Annotated in this window: 15 protein-coding genes; 11 read left to right on the top strand and 4 right to left on the bottom strand. The window is 42.7% G+C overall.

All coding sequences use genetic code 11. From position 1 onward, the window contains the following. Positions 1-87: 87 nt before the first annotated feature. From GGD38_RS00555 to GGD38_RS00540, 4 genes are all read left to right on the top strand, one after another. Positions 88-2,061 carry a tetratricopeptide repeat protein gene (locus tag GGD38_RS00555; RefSeq protein ID WP_375299983.1) on the top strand — a complete coding sequence of 658 codons (1,974 nt, stop codon included), beginning with the start codon at positions 88-90 and terminating at the stop codon, positions 2,059-2,061. Beyond that, on the top strand, positions 2,042-2,683 hold the full coding sequence (locus tag GGD38_RS00550; protein ID WP_375299984.1) for a response regulator: 642 nt from the start codon (positions 2,042-2,044) through the stop codon (positions 2,681-2,683). Before GGD38_RS00555 ends, GGD38_RS00550 begins: the two co-directional genes overlap by 20 nt. Before the next feature lie 19 nt (positions 2,684-2,702). After that, positions 2,703-3,398 (top strand): hypothetical protein, encoded by a 696-nt coding sequence (locus tag GGD38_RS00545; protein WP_375299985.1) that lies wholly within the window; start codon positions 2,703-2,705, stop codon positions 3,396-3,398. 190 nt (positions 3,399-3,588) lie between these two features. After that, positions 3,589-4,404, top strand: coding sequence for a universal stress protein (locus GGD38_RS00540; RefSeq protein WP_375299986.1), 816 nt, complete (start codon positions 3,589-3,591; stop codon positions 4,402-4,404). Between the two features lie 76 nt (positions 4,405-4,480). Here the strand turns inward: GGD38_RS00540 and GGD38_RS00535 are convergent, their stop codons facing one another. Both GGD38_RS00535 and GGD38_RS00530 read right to left on the bottom strand, forming a co-directional pair. Beyond that, positions 4,481-5,104: a methyltransferase gene (locus tag GGD38_RS00535; RefSeq protein ID WP_375299987.1), complete on the bottom strand. Its 624-nt coding sequence runs from the start codon at positions 5,102-5,104 to the stop codon at positions 4,481-4,483. 207 nt (positions 5,105-5,311) lie between these two features. Further along, positions 5,312-6,241 carry a hypothetical protein gene (locus GGD38_RS00530; RefSeq protein ID WP_375299988.1) on the bottom strand — a complete coding sequence of 310 codons (930 nt, stop codon included), beginning with the start codon at positions 6,239-6,241 and terminating at the stop codon, positions 5,312-5,314. Positions 6,242-7,130: 889 nt separating this feature from the next. Here GGD38_RS00530 and GGD38_RS00525 point away from each other — a divergent pair. Together GGD38_RS00525 and GGD38_RS00520 are read left to right on the top strand one after the other, a co-directional pair. Beyond that, entirely contained in the window at positions 7,131-8,609 is a 1,479-nt protein-coding gene (locus GGD38_RS00525) for a serine hydrolase (protein ID WP_375299989.1), read from the top strand. Between the two features lie 156 nt (positions 8,610-8,765). After that, complete coding sequence (locus tag GGD38_RS00520) at positions 8,766-9,335, top strand: carboxymuconolactone decarboxylase family protein (protein WP_375299990.1); 570 nt, start codon at positions 8,766-8,768, stop codon at positions 9,333-9,335. A 5-nt stretch (positions 9,336-9,340) separates the two neighbouring features. Here the strand turns inward: GGD38_RS00520 and GGD38_RS00515 are convergent, their stop codons facing one another. Continuing rightward, positions 9,341-10,189, bottom strand: a complete 849-nt coding sequence (locus GGD38_RS00515; RefSeq protein ID WP_375299991.1) for a sigma factor — start codon at positions 10,187-10,189, stop codon at positions 9,341-9,343. A gap of 101 nt (positions 10,190-10,290) precedes the next feature. Between GGD38_RS00515 and GGD38_RS00510 the strand changes: the two genes are divergently transcribed. The 3 genes from GGD38_RS00510 to GGD38_RS00500 all read left to right on the top strand — a co-directional run bounded on the left by GGD38_RS00510 (position 10,291) and on the right by GGD38_RS00500 (position 14,688). Then, complete coding sequence (locus GGD38_RS00510; RefSeq protein WP_375299992.1) at positions 10,291-12,501, top strand: outer membrane beta-barrel protein; 2,211 nt, start codon at positions 10,291-10,293, stop codon at positions 12,499-12,501. A gap of 247 nt (positions 12,502-12,748) precedes the next feature. Beyond that, the gene (locus GGD38_RS00505; protein ID WP_375299993.1) at positions 12,749-13,417 is read left to right on the top strand and encodes a FadR/GntR family transcriptional regulator; all 669 of its coding nucleotides are present in this window, start codon (positions 12,749-12,751) and stop codon (positions 13,415-13,417) included. Between the two features lie 38 nt (positions 13,418-13,455). Beyond that, on the top strand, positions 13,456-14,688 hold the full coding sequence (locus GGD38_RS00500) for an MFS transporter (RefSeq protein WP_375299994.1): 1,233 nt from the start codon (positions 13,456-13,458) through the stop codon (positions 14,686-14,688). Here GGD38_RS00500 and GGD38_RS00495 read toward each other — a convergent pair. Further along, positions 14,685-15,077 carry a hypothetical protein gene (locus GGD38_RS00495; RefSeq protein ID WP_375299995.1) on the bottom strand — a complete coding sequence of 131 codons (393 nt, stop codon included), beginning with the start codon at positions 15,075-15,077 and terminating at the stop codon, positions 14,685-14,687. The two genes, GGD38_RS00500 and GGD38_RS00495, sit on opposite strands and share 4 nt — an antisense overlap. A gap of 161 nt (positions 15,078-15,238) precedes the next feature. Between GGD38_RS00495 and GGD38_RS00490 the strand changes: the two genes are divergently transcribed. Together GGD38_RS00490 and GGD38_RS00485 are read left to right on the top strand one after the other, a co-directional pair. Further along, complete coding sequence (locus GGD38_RS00490) at positions 15,239-15,391, top strand: hypothetical protein (protein ID WP_375299996.1); 153 nt, start codon at positions 15,239-15,241, stop codon at positions 15,389-15,391. 191 nt (positions 15,392-15,582) lie between these two features. Next, complete coding sequence (locus GGD38_RS00485; protein ID WP_375299997.1) at positions 15,583-18,945, top strand: family 43 glycosylhydrolase; 3,363 nt, start codon at positions 15,583-15,585, stop codon at positions 18,943-18,945. Positions 18,946-18,958 lie beyond the last annotated feature (13 nt).

Genomic DNA, 18,958 nt, shown 5'->3' with positions numbered 1-18,958 from the left:
CGGGCCTTGCAAGGCAATACTCCCAAAGGTGTATTTTTCAGGTTGTATTTATCCCTAATTTTAAAGCTCCGTTCAAATACCTGTCAATTGAAGAAAATTTTTTATTGCATCCTGTTATGTATTTGCGTGAATGCCTCTGCGCAACATGTGGTTGACGATCGCAGATTCCCCGACAGTCTGCAACAGGTGCTGGAAAGATCTGCCAAATTAAAAGATAAACTCGATGCGCTGTTCCTGCTCTCCGATTATTACAGTAACCGCGATACTGCCAGGGCGCTGGGATATGCCCGGCAAAGCATTGAATTAAGCAAACAGGATGAATATCTTTCTGCCATTGCTCATTTCTATTTGGCCGGTGTATATTTTGAGTTTGATACCGACCGCAGCCAGCAGGAATATTTATTGGCTGAAAAGTTATTGAGCAAATTTCCGCAGCAGGAAGCGTTGATCTACCGGTCGAGGGCATGGAACAATTATGGCGCCATTGAACAACGGCGCGATAACTCACGCGAATACCTCAATATTCTTATCAATAAAGCATTGCCGCTTGCCCAACGGGCCGGCGATAGTACACGGGTGGCGTTGAATTATCACAACATTGGGCTGGTGCTGCTGAATATGGGTGAGTATGAACGGTCGCTTCAATATTTTCCCCGCGCCATTGCTGTTATGGAAGCAGGTAATACTGTATATGCCGATCTGGCCGATGCCTATGTATTATCTGCCCGTGCATATATCCTAAGCGGCAGACCAGAACAGGCGCTTCCTTTTTTAAAGAAAGCAAAAAAGATACTGGAACCCAATCCTGATTCTTACTATTGGCCCTTGTATTATTCTGTTGAAGGCGCTTATTACAGAAATACCAATGCTTATGCGCTGGCGCATCAAAGCCTGGAACGCGGGCTCACACTGGCAGAACAAATGAACGATATCTTCGAGAAACGTTCCCTGTTGTATGAACAGTTCAATGTATATAAAGCTGAAAAGAATTTTGCAGCAGCCAAAAAGTTTTTACTGCAGGGGCTGGAAATGGAAGCCAGTTTTCCGCTTTCCAAAAACAAAAAACAATTGCTGTTCGATTTGGCCGAAACTGAAAAGCAGAGCGGCAATACAGAAGCTGCTTACCGGTGGTTGATGCAGTATACTCAGCTATCAGACTCAGTTTATACCAAACAAACCCAAACCGAAATTGCGGCCATGGAAGCCCGTTTTAGAACGGCCGAAAAAGAAAAACAGATATTGAATCTGGAACGTGAGAAAATGATCAGTGCCCGGGAGAAGAAATTCCAATTGCTGTTGTTGCTGGCTGTAATTGCCATTTTGTGCCTGGTGGCCGTACTTGCCATTATGCAATTACAATACAGAAAGAAAATGGCTGCGAAGCGCGAGGCTGAGCATAAGGCCGAACTGGAAAGTATAGAAAAGGAAAAACAGCTATCGAATTACACGGCGTTGATGGAAGGGCAGGAGCAGGAGCGCCGGCGACTGGCGCGCGACCTGCACGATGGATTAGGTTGCCACCTGAGCGCCCTTAAATTAAATCTTTCACGTGTGCCAGCCGAAAACGCACTACAGGAACAGCAGTTGCTACAGGTTACAGATCAGTTGGATACTTCTATTCGTGAGCTGCGTTGGATCTCACGAAATATGATGCCGGAAGCCCTGCTTACCCTGGGTTTGCAGGATGCGCTTAAAGACCTGTGCAGTTCGGTTATGAGCCCGCAATTGCGATTGGTGTACAATGCCTATAATATCGATGCGGCATTGCCGCTTTCAACGCAAACCACTATTTATAGAATGATACAGGAGATCATTAATAATGCGGTGAAACATGCCAACGCTTCTATGATCATGCTGCAATGCAGCCAGGAAGAAGATCGCTTTTTCATTACCGTTGAAGATAATGGGAAAGGCTTTGATGTAAGCAGCCGGCAATCAGATGGCATCGGACTTAAGAATATCCGTAACCGGGTTGATTATTTTCACGGCGATCTGCATATTGAATCATCACCCGAAGGAACCATTATAAATATAGAGTTACATGTTGCCCAACAATCATAAGATCAGTATTGCTATTGTAGACGATCATCCCATTGTGTTGCAGGGGTTCAGGTCATTGCTTGAGAATAACCCGCTGTATGAGATAGCAGGTTGTTTTACCACCGGTAACGAGTTTATGAATTTTCTGCAAGAAAATTCTGTAGATATCGTGCTGCTCGATATTACCCTGCCCGATGGCAATGGGGTTCATTTTTGTAAAGAAGTAAGTGAGCGGTACCCTAAAACCATTGTTGTTGCGCTTAGCAACCTGAGTGAGCGAAGCATTATCTCACAAATGTTCAGGAACGGCGCCAAAGGCTACCTCCTTAAAAATACATCAGCCAAAGAATTGCTCGATGCATTAAATACCGTACTGGATGGAAAAACAGCCATGAGCCTTGAGGTGAAGGAGATCATGCAACAGCCCGACCTGAATACATTGCAACCTGTGCCCGAACTTACCAAAAGAGAAAAACAGATACTGCAATTACTGGCCGATGGACGAAAATCAGCAGCCATTGCGGAAGAATTGTTTATTAGTCCGCTTACTGTTAAAACACATCGCTCAACCCTGCTGGCGAAATTCCAGGTAAACAATATAGTATCGTTGATCAACCGCGCAAAGGAAACGGGGTTGATCTAAACTAAATAAAACTACAGGTATGACATATTTTCAAAAGATCAGGCATTTGTATAATGTACCGGAAAATGAAAATTTTGGTTTTGAGGAAAGCGGGATCGCGGCATTGGAAGAACAGTTGAATATTGCTTTGCCCGCTACACTACGTGCGTACTATCTTACATTGGGCAGGCATGAGGCCATTAATTATTCGCACAACCGGTTATTACAGCCGGGTAGTAAAATAGGTTTTTCGCCCGATGAATATTGGGTCTTTTATGAAGAGAACCAGGGCGTGGTACATTGGGGAATAAAGAAGGAAGATCTGTCAAATGCCAACCCGCCTGTATATGGCAATTATTCTTCTGCCGAAAACCCCAACTGGTACCTTGAATTACCAACAACCGACGCCTGTATGTTGATGCTGGCGGTATACAACGGGGTATTAGGCGGTTTGAAATACAATGGCAATTCTCTTGAAGCGGTGAATGCCGAAGTGGTTGATCATATTAAGCGAAACTGGCAGGAGCTGGAAGATATTTCCAGCACAACGCAACGCATTTTTACCCGCGATTATGCTGAAATGATCAGTTTGTCATTCGACAATGAACAAAACTGTTCCGGTATTTTTATTGGCACCAACGACAAAGACAGGTTTGATAATATGTTAGATAACCTCGAAGTAGACTGGTTTTATTTGAGTACCGAGGATATGGATGATGATGAGGAGGAGGATTAAAGCTTCAGCGGAAACTCTTGTCGTTTCCGGCAGTATCCAAAATCATTCGTCCACATGAGCGCGGTCAGCCTAAACCGGCTTTATTAATTGTAATTTCAACAAACAATATGAAAAAGCCGTGAAAATTAGAAAGTACAGTCAACAATTTCGATCCTCTCATGTTTTAAATGGGAAACAATCCCTTCCTTATATGAAGAAAATAATTGTAGCTACCGATTATTCAGCTGAAGCTGAAAATGCAGCCGAATTTGCTGCAGCGGTAGCAGCCGAGCAAGGCCACGAACTGATCCTTTTTAACTACAGCGAAATTTCCATTCATGTTTTAAATGCCCGGGTTAACGGCAATGCCATTGACGAAATACTGGAAATTTACCATGCCAACCTCAATAAGGCGGCGCAGGCGCTTAGTAAAAAGTACAACGTAAAAGTGACCCCCCATTTGGCCTTCGGCAATTTTTACGAGAGCCTGGTAGGCTGTATCAATCAGTTTGAGGCCAATGCTGTGGTTATGGGCATGGCCAACAGATCGGTTGAACAGGATCTGTTGGGTAATACCACCACTTCTACCATTCACAAGCTGCAATTCCCTATACTTGCTATACCCATTACTACTAAATACCATGGCATTCACAAAATACTCTTCGCCTGCGATATGGAAAAAGGGGTAGAGGAGAAGGTGCTGGAGAACGTACATGAAATAGCCGCCACCTTTGGTGCAACGGTTGAAGTGTTGTACGTAAAAGATAAAATAGAAGAATTACAGGGAGCTGAAGAAGCAGAACATGCGGTTATCGATAAATCCTTTGCGGGTATTAACTACTATTATAAGAATGTACAAAGCCGCAGGATCATCGATGCCATTCAGGATGAAATAAAAGAGATCAATGCCGACCTGCTTATTATGGCGCCGTATAAATATGGGTTCTGGGATAGTATGGTGCACCGCAGCAAAACAAGGATGATGGCCTCTGGCAACAACGTACCGTTGCTGTCGTTGCCTTCATAAATAAGAGTGTTCTTCGTTTTTTATATGTTTGTTTATAGAATAGAGTTAAGGCCCTGGCTGTTTAGTTGGGGCCTTTTTATTTGTGCAATACCAATAAACTGATAGATGTATTATCTGCAGTCATTTCATACTGTTGTTTGCAAATGGGCAGTAGCTTTTCAATAAAAGGTTTGGCCATGAGCCGTTGCGGCGTGGTTAGTATAATAAACGTACCCTGTTGTATAAACCGTTGCAATACCTGGCATAACTTATCAAATTGTTCGGGGTCGTAATTGATATCGCTAAGCAATAATACATCAGAAGTAAGATCAGATGGCAGATGGTTCCAGTCTAATAATTCACAGGAAACATTGGTAAGTTGTAAATGCTGAACTGTCTTATTCATTGCATCAACCGCTTCTTCCAAATAATCGCTGCAACAAACCCTGTTTGCGAATCGTGCGGCTACAAAAGAAGGAAGACCAAGGCCAGCCGCCAGTTCCAACACTTTTTTATCTTTCACCACCTCAGGGTGATTAAATATAAAATCACTCATAGCCAGCGCTGCAGGCCAAAGTTTGGTCCAGTGCGGAAAAGGCACGTGCGCCTGTACCTGCCTTTGTTGAAAGTAAATGTTTTGCACTTCCTGTGCATTAGGTATATACAGGTCAATAGTATAACCTGGTCGTTGAAGGTGTTGTAGTTGTAGTGAGGCTGACATGATTATTATACTGCAAAAGTAAACTATTCTATACGGGCAATTGACGCTATCGGTTATTGGCTTGCTTTCAGCCTGCTTTAGTGGTAGGGTTGCCTGATAAAAAAGCCAGGAATGCGAAGAAGAATATTGGGTGTAGCATTTAGGGCATTTTAGTTTATAGATAATCGCACCGCAACGTCTTTGCGCAGAGTGTATTTGCCTGTTAAATTATTTAATAGGCACCGACTTCGTTTTTGTGACAAGATCATCATCTGCCATGTCGCTATACCTGATCAATACATTGCCATTTTTATTAGGGTCTATTTCTATTGGTATAACGCCTTCTTCCCATTGGTTGCAATGCGTTGAAAAAGGTTCAACAGCATATATCCATTTGTTTGTTTTAAGCGTGTAAACCTTGTATCCCCGCCAGCAGCTTGTACACCAGTCGGGCAATAAACCAATCTCGTCAGTTCCGTTTTTGTTAAGATCGCCTAAATTAGTTGGATTACCGCCGATACACGATTCTACTTTTATAGCAGGAATAGCAGCATTGGAAAACCTTATATAGCTTGTACAATTACCAGAACAATCGCCGCATTCAGATTCTTTTGGTGGAACCAGCCATGCGTAATCAGCAACTCCGTCGCCATTAAAATCTCCTTTTATTGCATCTTTAGGAATTTTGATGTCTTTGGCCTTTGCTAAATTTTTGTCGGTAACCAGGTCGCCTTCTGTTGTAATTTTCCAGGCATCCTGTTCTTTTGTAAAGACTAAATAGGAGGGATAATCGTTTGTTTTTTTATTAAAATTGACCCGTTTTATAAATGAACATTTGAATTCAGTTTCACTTATTTTTTCGAGTTGGATATTGCCAAATATCTGTTGATAGTAGTCGGGGTACTTTTTGAATAGTTCAAGCTTGCTTTCTACGCAATAGTTCTTGTCTTTCTGTTTTCCATAATATAATATGGTCTTACTATAGAGATTCGAAAAAATTCCCACGTCTTTTGATGCATGCGCTTTGTTCCATTTATTTACAAGAGCGGAAACATATGCACTGTCTGATGATTGCCGGTGTGATTGAATGGTGCCATGGTTTTTAAAGCTTGTCAGAAATGCAGTAAAGGATACGAGGGCAAGTATGCCTAACTTCATATGATTGGTTTTCTCAGGCAAATATTAGTTTTATTTATTGATTCACAAGTATTTTAAGGAGTTAACAGACCAAACATAGCACCCCAATTCAGTATTTGAAAGGTTTTGCGAAATACAGCCCTTTCCAACTCAGTTTTTGAAGTGTTTTTTTCAATATGTTACCTTTGCCAGCTCAGTTTCGGAGCATGTTTGTCAGGTATTGGGCTTTCCTTGTCAGGAATTAGGGCTTACCCGACCAGGTATTTGATTTCACTAATTACGTATTGACCTCACCCAGGTAGTTCTCTTGCGCTCTTTAATAAGAAATCCTCAAAATCCGTTGAGAAAAAGTGCTTTCCCAATAAGGTGTAGGCTATTACTCGACAGGTGTTCACGATGACTTTCTTGGCGAAGGCTTTTACCAGATTGACGATGGACATTACCTGATGGGTATAGGGTTTAACCTGATTGGTTTAAGGGTGTAACCTGATTAGTGAAAGCTATTACCCGACTGCCGAAAGCCATAACCCGACTGGCGAAGGCAATGATCCGATTGGGAAAGATCATTACCCGACTGGGAAACACCATTTCCTGATTGGCGAAGGTTATAATCCGACTGGGAAAGACTACAACCCGATTGGCAAGGCAATAACCTAATTAATGTAGGCTGTAATCTGATTGGTGTAGACAATAACCTGATTGGTAAATACCTAAACCTGCCTGGTGAAGTGAAAAACTTAATTGGCGGAAGCTTAAACCTGAGTGGTGAACGCCTGATTTTTGAAAAAACGGTCAAAACGGATTGGTTACCTCAAATAAAGCCACACCCAGTTCATACTTTTAAAACCATTTACTAAAATTAACGTTCTGCTCTCCATGTTTTCGGTATCTTTTTGCCAAAATAACTACAATGCCCAAATACTACCTGCTTTTAGCCTTGCCTATAGCTCTCAGTTATAACTGTCTGGCCCAAACTAATCCAACTTATTCAAAAGAGATAGAACAAAAAATAAAGCAGGTAGAAACGCACCTGGCCGGCTGGGTGCAAATACAGAATAGTAGTTTATGGCATCTGCAGGATCGTATGGCCTATTACCGTGTACCGGGAGTAAGCATCGCAGTTATTAAAGATAATAAAGTAGAATGGGCCCGTGGCTATGGCCTGGCCGATTCGGCAGACAAACGAAAAGTGACCACCACTACCAGGTTTCAGGCCGCCTCTATTAGCAAATCGTTGAATGCAATGGGCGTGTTGCGATTGGCCGTAGATAAAAATTTAGATCTTAATCGCGATGTCAACGATTACCTTACCAGCTGGAAATTACCGGCCGATTCGTTTACAAAGGACCAGAAAGTAACCATAGCGCGACTGCTGAGCCATACCGCCGGTTTGAGTGTACACGGTTTTAGAGGGTATAATAAGAGCGATTCAATACCCACCGATAACGAGATCCTCGATGGAAAACGACCATCTAACTCAGCGGCTGTTCGCTCCATTTTTGTGCCGGGTACAAAATACCAATATTCGGGCGGTGGCACCATGATCACCAAAAAGCTGATAACAGATAATACCGGATTACCATATGATAAATATATTGATCAGTTCGTACTGAAACCACTGGGTATGGCGCATAGCAGTTTTGCCCAACCCCCATCTGACAAAATTTTACCAGAACTTGCCTCTGCTTATAATATGACGGCGCCGGTGCCGGGTAAATTCAATATTTATCCCGAACAGGCGCCTGATGGTTTATGGACAACACCCGAAGATATTAGCCGGTTTATAATCGAAACTCAAAACGCGCTTGCAGGAAGATCGAACAAGGTTTTGTCAAAAGAAATGACTACTACTATGCTTACACCTGTTCTTGAAAAAAATAGCGCAGCACTGGGGGTATTTGTTGAAGAACGGGGCGGACAAAAATACTTCCGCCACGGCGGTTCAAACAATGGGTTTAAGTGTGAGTATGTTGCCGGTATGCAAAATGGCAATGGGGTAGTGGTAATGACCAATAGCGATGAATACAGTATTGTTCCTGAGATCATCAATAGTGTGGCCACCGTATATCAGTGGAAAGATTTTTATAAACCGGTTGTAAAAAAAGTGGTGCATCCGGATACCAGCAAACTAAAAGATTATGTAGGTGAATATAAACTGATGAATATGATCATCCGGTTCAAACTGGAAGACGGCCATTTATATATCAATCAAATGAACAGTCCGTACAGCCGGGTGTATTTTGAATCTGATGATACTTTTTTCATTTATATGGCGCCCAATTCTACCGTACGCTTTGTGCGGAATGAGCAGGGTAACATTACGCATATATCTATAAAAGAAGGAGAAGGCAAGGAAGTAAAGGCAGAAAAGAAGATAACCGGCTCTTAACAAACGTCTAACAGTTGTCTTTTATGCACTTTTCCGGGAAGATGGAAGTAAAAGCCAGGCCGGAATAGGGGCAGCGAAATTTTTTTAAGATTTTTTCTTCCCGGTTGTCACAAAACAGGCAATGCCGGATCATAGGTAAGAACAAATCTTAAATTTATGGACACTTCGTTTCTTACTCCTATTGAAAAACCCAAAGGCCTGTTATGGAAATTGCTTTATTTCTACGCCAAAAAGAAGTTTGGCAAAGTAATGACCCCCATAAAAGTAATGGCTGCAAGAATGCCCTTTGGCTTTGCTGCATTCAGTGGAAAGATCAACCAGCTGGATGGTAAACTGCAGCTGCCGGCAGAAACTGTAATGCTGGTTCGTCAGAAGGTAGCTGAAATTAACGTATGTCTTTTTTGTATAGATATCGGGCGGGCAAAAACAATTGCGGGTTCTATGGACCAGGGAAAATTTGATGAACTGGCCGAATACCAAACAAGCAGCCGTTTTTCTGAAAAGGAAAAAGTGTTACTGGACTTTGTTACCCGGCTTGCACGTGACCGGAAGATGGAACAGGAATTGTTCGACAAGCTGGCAAAACATTATGATGAACGTTCTATCTGCGAGATCGTTTGGGTCACGGCTACTGAGTTTGTTTATAACATCAGTAATATAGGGTTAAATATTCATTCCGATATGTTCTGTGATATTACTAAAATGCGAAAACTAAAAACCGCATGACCGTATCAGTTTGCTCTGAGCTGTAATTTATCGGGATTGCGCACAAGCAGCAAACGGGTAATTACAGTGTCGTCACATTCAAAATATTGAATTGAATCCAATGTTTGATCAGCCTTACGGAGTATCAGCGCTGCTGGTACTCCGTTCACAAAGGCGGGTTTAAATTCAAACTCCTCACCCTGGTTTTCGGTAAGCTGCATTACACCAAAGAAGAACTTGTGTACTTTTTCAAATCCAAAGAGTGGTTTGAGCGCCGCATTGCGTTTACCACCGCCATCGCTAAAGAGTTCTATATCGTTGCGAAGGATCTGTTCTAATGAAGTGCGGTCCCGTTGAATAACTGATACCAGGAACGCTTCTATCAGTGCATTATGTTTTAATGTATCAACCGCACGATTAGGCTTACGGTCTAATTTGTCATAGGAACGATGCAGGGTTTGGCGGCAATTATCTGGGGTAAGCCCGGTAAGTTCTGCAATATAATTGTAGTCTTCATTAAAGCTTTCGCGTAAAATAAATACCGCGCGCTCAATGGGGTTAAGCCGTTCAAGTAAAAAAAGCAGACCGTACTCTATAGTTGGTGAATCAGTTGCTTCAAGCGTAATAATAGGTTCAGGCAGCCAGGGGCCGGTATAGGTTTCACGTAATGTTTTCAGTTCGTTGAGCCGTTTTATACTTTGGTTTACAACCATGCGAGCCAGATAGGCTTTGGGCTCTCTTACATTTTCAGCCGCTATCCATTTTTCATAAACATCCTGCACCATATCTTCTGCTTCGGCAATTTCACCAAGCATGCTATAAGCTATTTTGAACAGGTAAGGACGCAGTTGTAAAACTTCTGTGGTTGTTTCCATTTTGTATAAATGCTAAGGCAAAACTATAGAAAAACTGCTAAGAATTTGTTATCACTAAATAAATAGTTGTATAACTAGTTATTTAGTGATAGCTTTGTTTCATGCAAATATCCTTCAGATGCGCATTGGTTTGCGGCATCCTGTTCGTTGTATGCAGTAACGCGTACAGCCAGGAACGCAAAACCCGCAAAGACGCCGTATCCGACTCCGTTAAAGTGTTAAAAGCAGTGGCGGTAACCGCTCAAAAAAGCAATTATATTGAATACCATTTAGATAAGGTAGTGGTGAACGTTAGCGGCCTTATTGGAATGGCGGGCAGTAATGCGGTGGATATTTTAAATAACGCACCCGGCGTGTTTGTTGATGAAAGCGGCAGTATTAATTTAAAGGGCAGGGGTGGGGTATTGGTATATGTTGATGATAAACCTACGCAACTTGCGGGAACAGACCTGGTAAACTATCTGAAGTCGCTTCCCACAGCTATGATAGATAAAATTGAGCTCATGAGCAATCCATCGGCCAAATACAATGCCGATGGAACGGCTATCATAAATATCAGAACAAAGAAAAATAAAATTGCCGGTTTTAATGGGAGCGTATCGCTGAGCGCAGGTTCTGGCAGATATTTTAAATCAGCCAACAGCATACTGCTCAATTACAAGACCAACAAGCTAAACTTTTTTTTGAATGCCGGGTTTACCGCTTCCAATGTCTACTTCGATTCGCACCGGCAACGGCAATATAATTATCCCAACGCAATGAAGTCCTATACATTATGGCAGCAGGTAAATGAAACCAGTCACGAACGATCTGCCAATTATAAAATAGGGGTGGATTATGAACTAACTAGCCATACCACATTAGGCATCATGTACAACGGTAATGTATCGCCATATAAAGAAATGGGAAAATATAATAACCATTTTTTTAATACTTCAGGCAAGCTTGATTCTTTTACCTTATCAAATAGCAGGTATACCCTTAGCTCCGTTAGGAATGCGGTGAATGTAAATGTACGGCATCTGTTCCTTGGTAAAGAAATAACGGCCAATTTAGATTATTTAAAATTTGTAACGCAACCTGTACAAACACTTGAAAGTAATTTTTTCCTTCCTGCCGATTCTTTGGTAAAACAAAGTACGTTTGTAACCAGGCTGCCATTCACTGCACTTATATATAGCGCCAGGGCCGATTATAGTGATACCATCTTCAACCGGATCAAGGTGGAGGCCGGTATTCAAACCATTAACTCGCAAAGAAGCAATAGCGGTGATTATTTTACCACATCGGCTGGTGGTTTATTGCCCGATGCGGTTCTTACAAACAAATTCAGGTACCGTGAAAATATTCAGTCGGCTTATCTAAATCTGCAGGGGAGTTATAAACGATTGTCGGCCCAGGCGGGGCTGCGGGTAGAACACACCCAAGGCAATGCGTTACAATATGCGATGCAGGGTAAGGCCGATACGGCATTTAGTGTTGACTATACCAATTTGTTCCCCACGGTATACTTTATGTATAAAGCCGATAGTAGTGGGAATAATCTTATTTCATTTTCAGCGGGGAAAAGAATTGAACGCCCTGGCTATTACGACCTGAATCCATCATCATTTTATTTCGACCGAAATACATCCAATACCGGCAACAGTATGTTGCAACCGGCTTTTACAAACAACTTTGAGCTGCAGTATATCTATAAAGGCAAATTCATTACTGGATTAAATTATAGTAATACCAAAGGATATATAACCCGCGGTTATAAACAGGTAGGCGATGCTTTTATTGGCATACCGGTGAACATACAGCGATATACTAACGTTGGTCTCAATATTACCTGGCAGCCCAATATTACCCGCTGGTGGAATTTAAACCTGTACCAGGAGCTGACCGGTAACGGATTTAAGGGAAGTATCGATGGGAATGAATATGAAGCTGCTATTGAAAAACGGATCACTTATAATGTGCGGGCATATAACCGGTTTAACTTTAATAAAGGATGGGCGGCCGATGTTACCAATACCTACCGCACCAAAATATATTTCTGGCAGGCCTCGTTGCGGCCAATATGGCAAATGCATACAGGTGTTCTAAAAAAGCTCAATGAAAAAACAACCGTTACTTTTGCTGTGAAAGATATATTCCACTCCTGGAAACTACAAAGGGATATTGTGATACCATATGGACAGGTATACTATCACCTGGAGTTTGATACACAACGAATTAATTTCACTTTCACCTACCGTTTTGGCAAGTATACGAATAGTAAAGAAAGAAGAACGGGCATTGATGAAGAAGCGGGGAGGGTGAATTGAATCGGCAATCGGCAATCGGCAATCGGCAATCGGCAATCGGCAATCGGCAATCGGCAATCGGCAATCGGCAATCGGCAATCGGCAATCGGCAATCGGCTTGAGTTTTGGCGCCGCAAGGTAATTATTAATCTTAAAGTTCGCGAGCCATTCACGATTGCCGATTGCCGATTCACGGGTCGCGAGACGATTCACGTTTCACGATTTTGAATTCTCACCAGTTTGTGTATCTTTGCAATCATCAGATGATATGACGACGAACTTAATTCCCCGCCGCTCGCTGGCAGATGAAGTGGCTGCTCAATTGCAACAGCAAATTGCCCTTGGTAAATATAAGACCGGGGACCAGTTGCCTATTGAGCCTGAATTGATGCGCACCTTTGGGGTGGGGCGTTCTACCATTCGTGAGGCTATTAAAATATTAGTGAACTCGGGATTGCTGCGTGTGCAGCAGGGGCTGGGAACGTTTGTAGAAGGCGGCGAAGGAATAAAAGAACCATTAACGCAGCGGCTGAAACGCGCCGATTTTGGCGACCTGGAAGAAGTTCGACAACTGATTGAAATAAAGATCGCCGAAAAAGCAGCCAATAACCGCACCGAAAAAGACCTTAAAGAAATACGCCAGTGGCTTGCTGCGCGTAAAACAGCAGCCACCGGTAATAAGCTGGAAGAATGTATAGATGCAGACATCAGGTTTCATACTGCCATTGCTGTTGCCTCAAAAAACGAAATACTTGCCGACCTGTATAAAACCTTCTCAGTACAAATAAGGAACGTTTTTTTGACCACTCATAAAGACACTACTGATTTTAAGGTAACACAAAATCTACATGAACAATTGCTTAAAAGCATCGAGGCAAAAGATGCTAAAAAAGCCTGGAACACAGCTGCAAAAATTATAGGACATACTGCTCAGTAAAAATTTTTGCGAACAAACATCAGATGATCTGATTAATTATGATGAAAACAACCAATTCCCCCGCAGTGGCCGATGCGAAAGTTTTGACGCAAACGACCGTGTATTCAATTTTGTTCACTATTAGTTTTACCCACCTGTTGAACGATATGTTGCAGTCGGTGATCCCGGCAATGTATCCGCTTATGAAGGATAGCTTTCATTTATCGTTTACCGAAATTGGGTTGATCACTTTTACCTTTCAACTTACTGCCTCCCTGCTACAACCTTTTGTGGGGCATTATACCGATAAAACACCCCAGCCGTATTCGCTTGCCATTGGTATGGGCTTTACACTGGCAGGACTTATCTCTTTATCACTGGCCACCAACTTTATAGCCATTCTTATTTCTGTTAGTTTGATTGGTATGGGGTCTTCGGTATTTCATCCTGAAAGCTCGCGCGTGGCGCACCTGGCTTCGGGTGGTAAAAAAGGCCTGGCGCAATCAATTTTCCAACTAGGTGGTAATGCCGGCAGTGCTATTGGGCCTTTGCTGGCTGCGCTGATCATTGTACCGCACGGACAATTTTATGTTATTTGGTTTACCCTCATCGCTGTTCTGGGCATTATAGTGCTGGTAAAAGTGGGTAATTGGTACAAAGGTCATTTAGAACTGAGAAGTAAGAACAAAGCGGCTGTAGCTGCGCCACAACGCACCTTGTCAAAAGGCCGGGTTACTGCGTCGTTGATCATACTGCTGGTGCTTATTTTCTCAAAGTATTTTTACATGGCCAGTATGAGCAGCTATTTTACTTTTTATTTGATCGATAAATTTCATGTAACAAAACAACAGTCGGTGTTTTACCTGTTCCTGTTTTTGGCATCGGTAGCTGCCGGTACCTTATTAGGCGGTGGACTGGGCGATCGTTTTGGAAGAAAATACATTATCTGGATCTCCATTCTCGGTGCAGCGCCATTTACCCTGCTATTACCATATGCTAATTTGTTTTGGAGTGGCGTGCTTTCGGTGATCATTGGCCTTATCATTTCATCGGCGTTCTCTGCGATCTTAGTATATGCTACTGAGTTGGTGCCTGGCAAAGTGGGCATGATCGCCGGGTTGTTCTTTGGTTTTGCCTTTGGTATGGGTGGCCTTGGTTCTGCCTTATTAGGAAAACTGGCCGATGAAACCAGTTTAACGTTTGTATTCAGGATATGTGCGTTTTTGCCATTGCTTGGTATTATCACCGGCTTTTTACCAAACATCGAGCAGCCAAAGAGAACGAAAGGTTAGGGTTTATTTACCTGGTTTCTGGCAGCCCGCCATATGCCGATGCGTTGAAATAATTTGGGAAGGTTTTTACTGTTGCCGGCCAGGTCGGCTTTGGAATCTTCTTTAACGTTCGACCAGCAATGGCTACAGGCCCTTCTTTCATAAATGTAGGCGGCTGTATTTTCATCGGTATAAGCAATACCGGCCCTGGTGTTTCCCATGCCGGTACAATTAGGTGAACTATGATAAGTAGCGGCGTTTGATGCCAGACAGATGTATACTATTTGATTGGTGCTGCTAAGAAGAATTTCCGGCCCCATAAATGCATTTTTAGTGTAAACAAGGTCTTGCGATCTTGAATAATAGGAGCTACATAGGAATAACAGTGCTAAGAGTAAAATTCTTGGCATAGGGTACGTTTGAGTGGATTATACAGGTAAAGAACGTTTTTAGAAGGGAATTATTTCACTTTTTTGCGATGCTGGTATATTTACTAAGCAGAACCACTCATCAAAAAAATAAGGTAACCTGTAAGGTATTTCGTAACTTATGAGAATTAAATCAAAAGGTTATGAAAAGAATTTTGGTTGTCATTATTCTCATTGCCTTTATAGGGGCGGTTGCATTTGCCAGTTTAAGAACAAACAAAAATCAAAAGGAAAAAGCCCCTGCAAAACAGGAGCAAAAAACAGAGAAGAAACATCACCACTGCATCTTCTCTTAAGCCCAATGAAAATATTTATACTTTAATTCCCCTTCCGGAAATTCCGGAAGGGGTTTTTTTTTGACTAGTTCGTCCCCCTGATTTGATCAATATCTCCCTTAATTTAGTTGTAGCTTTCAATACATTTGCCAGCTATAACATTTCCCCATTTTTTATTAACGAAACTTAGCCAGGGCATCAGCCCGATGTGTATGAAAAAAATATTGATTGCATTACTCGTAATTCTGACATTTAAACATGGTCAGACACAGACATACCCCAAAGCTATCCTGAGTGGCGATTATCCCGACCCATCTATTATTCGCGATGGGGAAGATTATTACATGACCCACTCTCCATTTTATTACGCTCCCGGTTTTTTGATCTGGCACTCCAAAGACCTGATGAATTGGGAACCGGTTTGCAGGGCCATCACAGACTATAAGGGCTCTGGTTATGCCCCCGACCTGGTAAAGTATAAGGGTAAGTATTACATCTATTATCCGGCCGACAAAACAAACTGGGTTGTTTGGGCCGATAATATCCGCGGGCCGTGGAGTAAACCCATTGACCTGAAAGTAAGTGGCATTGACCCTGGTCATATTGCCGATGAACAAGGCAACCGCTACCTGTACGTTGATAATGGAAAGGTTATTCAACTTACCGAAGACGGGTTGGCTACCATTGATACATTGAAAAAAGTATATGATGGCTGGGAGTATCCCAAGCCATGGGTAACGGAATGTATGTGTCTTGAATCGCCCAAGCTGAATTACCATAATGGCTATTATTACCTTACTTCAGCAGAAGGTGGTACCGCCGGACCCGCCACCAGTCATATGGTTGTAACAGCCCGTTCAAAAAGCCTGCTGGGGCCCTGGGAAAATTCCCCCTACAACCCCATAGTGCATACCTACAGCGCCAATGATCCCTGGTGGTCGAAAGGGCATGGTACCCTTATTGACGATGTAAATGGCAACTGGTGGATCGTATATCATGCCTATGCTAATGGATATCATACCCTGGGCCGGCAAACGCTTATTGAACCTATTGAGTGGACGAGCGACGGCTGGTACCGTATCAAAGCCGCTAATGCGCCAGTTACAACAAACCCGGGCGCAACGATAAAACATGGGCTTGCACTTTCCGATGATTTTAAAAGCGATTCGCTGGGCCTGCAATGGACGTTTTGGAAAGAATATGCACCGCAGTCGATTGCCATTAAACAGCAAAGCCTTTTTGTGGAAGCAAAAGGAAGAACCCCCGCCGATGCCCGGCTGTTGCTTGCAACGGCTACCGATAAAAATTATGAAACACGGGTTGAGGTAACAACAGAGCCGGGCAATACCGCCGGCCTGATGTTGTTTTACAATGAGAAAGCATATGCCGGTCTGGTATCTGATGGAAGCCGGTTCACTATTTATAAAAATGCCAATGATTCAATAACTATCCCCAATAAAATTGGGAAGCATTTTTTTGTAAAGCTTCATAACAAAGGCAACAACCTGAACCTGTTTGTAAGCAAAGACGGAAAGGTGTGGACCCCGCTTATTGAAAATGCAGATGTATCGGGTTTGAATCATAACAACTACAAGGGATTTTATGCATTGCGTATAGGGTTGTTATCGGCCGGTAAAGCAAAGGCAAGGTTCAATCAGTTCCGTTATAAAAATGCAGTGCCGCAAGAGAAGGACATGGGCGCCTACCTGATGCTTTTTCATAAAGATGAAACCCATGGAATACATATGGCATTGAGCCCCGATGGTTATAGTTTCACCGCATTGAACAATGGTAAACCGGTAATGGCCGGCGATACCATTGCCAAACAAAAAGGCATTCGCGATCCGCATATTTTCCGCGGGCCCGATGGCGCTTTTTATGCAGCCATGACCGATCTGCATGTATTTGCAAAACGTGATGGCTTACGTACTACCGAATGGGAGCGTGATGGCGCAGCATACGGCTGGGGTAATAACCGTGGCCTGGTTCTGATAAAATCGTGGGACCTTATTAACTGGAAACGTACCAATATCAGCTTTGATACCCTTTCTGCCGGGTTGAGCGAAGTTGGTTGCGTGTGGGCGCCTGAAATAACCTATGATGAGGTGAAAGGCAAACTGATGATCTATTTTACCATGCGGTTCAAAAATGAGGCTAACAAACTGTACTATGTATACGTAAACGATGCCTTTGATAAAATTGAAACATTACCGCAACTGCTTTTTCAATACCCCGATCCAAAAGTATCGGCCATTGATGCCGATATAACAAAGGTGGGCAATAAGTATCGCATGTTTTATGTAGCGCACGATGGACAGCCCGGTATAAAACAGGCTGTTTCGGACAGAATAAATGGTGATTTTGAATTTGACGCCCGTTGGTACGATCCTGAAAAAGTGGCCTGCGAAGCGCCCAATGTGTGGAAGCGGATCGGTGAAAATAAATGGGTGCTGATGTATGATGTATATGGTTTAAAGACGCACAACTTTGGTTTCAGCGAAACCAGTGATTTTGTAAACTTTACCGATCTGGGCCATTTCAATGAAGGGTTAATGAAGACCACTAATTTTACTACACCAAAACACGGCGCTGTTATTCATCTTACAAAGGAAGAAGCCGAAACACTGGCGCAGCATTGGGGGCTTTCTTTTGATTCGCTTACAGAACCGAACAAGAACAATCCTGTGCTTGCCGGCAGTTATGCCGACCCCGAAATATTATATGCTGAAAAAACGAAGAAGTATTATATATACCCAACCAGCGATGGGTTCGATAACTGGAGTGGTACCTTTTTCAAAACGTTTTCTTCAAAAGACCTGAAGACCTGGAAAGACGAAGGCGTGGTCCTTGACCTGGAAAAAGATGTTACCTGGACGAAACGAAATGCCTGGGCGCCCTGTATTATAGAGAAGAAAGATAAAAGCGGGAAATACAAATACTATTATTTTTTCACGGCCGGTCAAAAAATAGGCGTAGCAGTTGCCGATAACCCAACCGGACCGTTTAAAGATTCGGGCAAACCATTGATTGATAAATTTCCTGAGGGCGTTCGCGGGCAAAACATAGATCCCGATGTATTTACCGATCCCAAAACCGGTACAACCTATTTGTATTGGGGAAATAATTTTATGGCGGTTTGTGAATTGAATGAGGATATGGTTTCAATAAAACCCAATACAATACAGGTATTGGTAAAAGGCAATCAGTATTTTACCGAAGGCACTTATGTGTTCTATCGCAACGGTTTTTATTATTTTATGTGGTCTAAGAACGATACCCGCAGTCCCGAATACCAGGTGCGGTATGTGAAAACAACTTCGCCCACAGGCCCGGTTGATTTTTCGAAGTATGAGACCATTTTAAGCAAGGATATAAGCAAAGGTATTTATGCTACGGGGCATCACTCCATTTTGCAGGTGCCGGGTAAAGATGAATGGTACATCGTGTATCATCGCTTTAAACGCCCCGGTGGTATATATATGGGCCCACCGGCAGGCTATAACCGCGAAGTGTGTATTGATAGACTGGAGTTCAATGAAGATGGAAGTATAAAGAAAGTTATTCCTACGCTTTAAAATCAAAAGAGCC

Source organism: Niastella sp. OAS944, from assembly GCA_024809215.1.
Lineage (GTDB): Bacteria > Bacteroidota > Bacteroidia > Chitinophagales > Chitinophagaceae > Niastella.
Note: the sequence above shows the minus strand (reverse complement) of the source record. Positions and strands in the feature narration are given on the sequence as shown.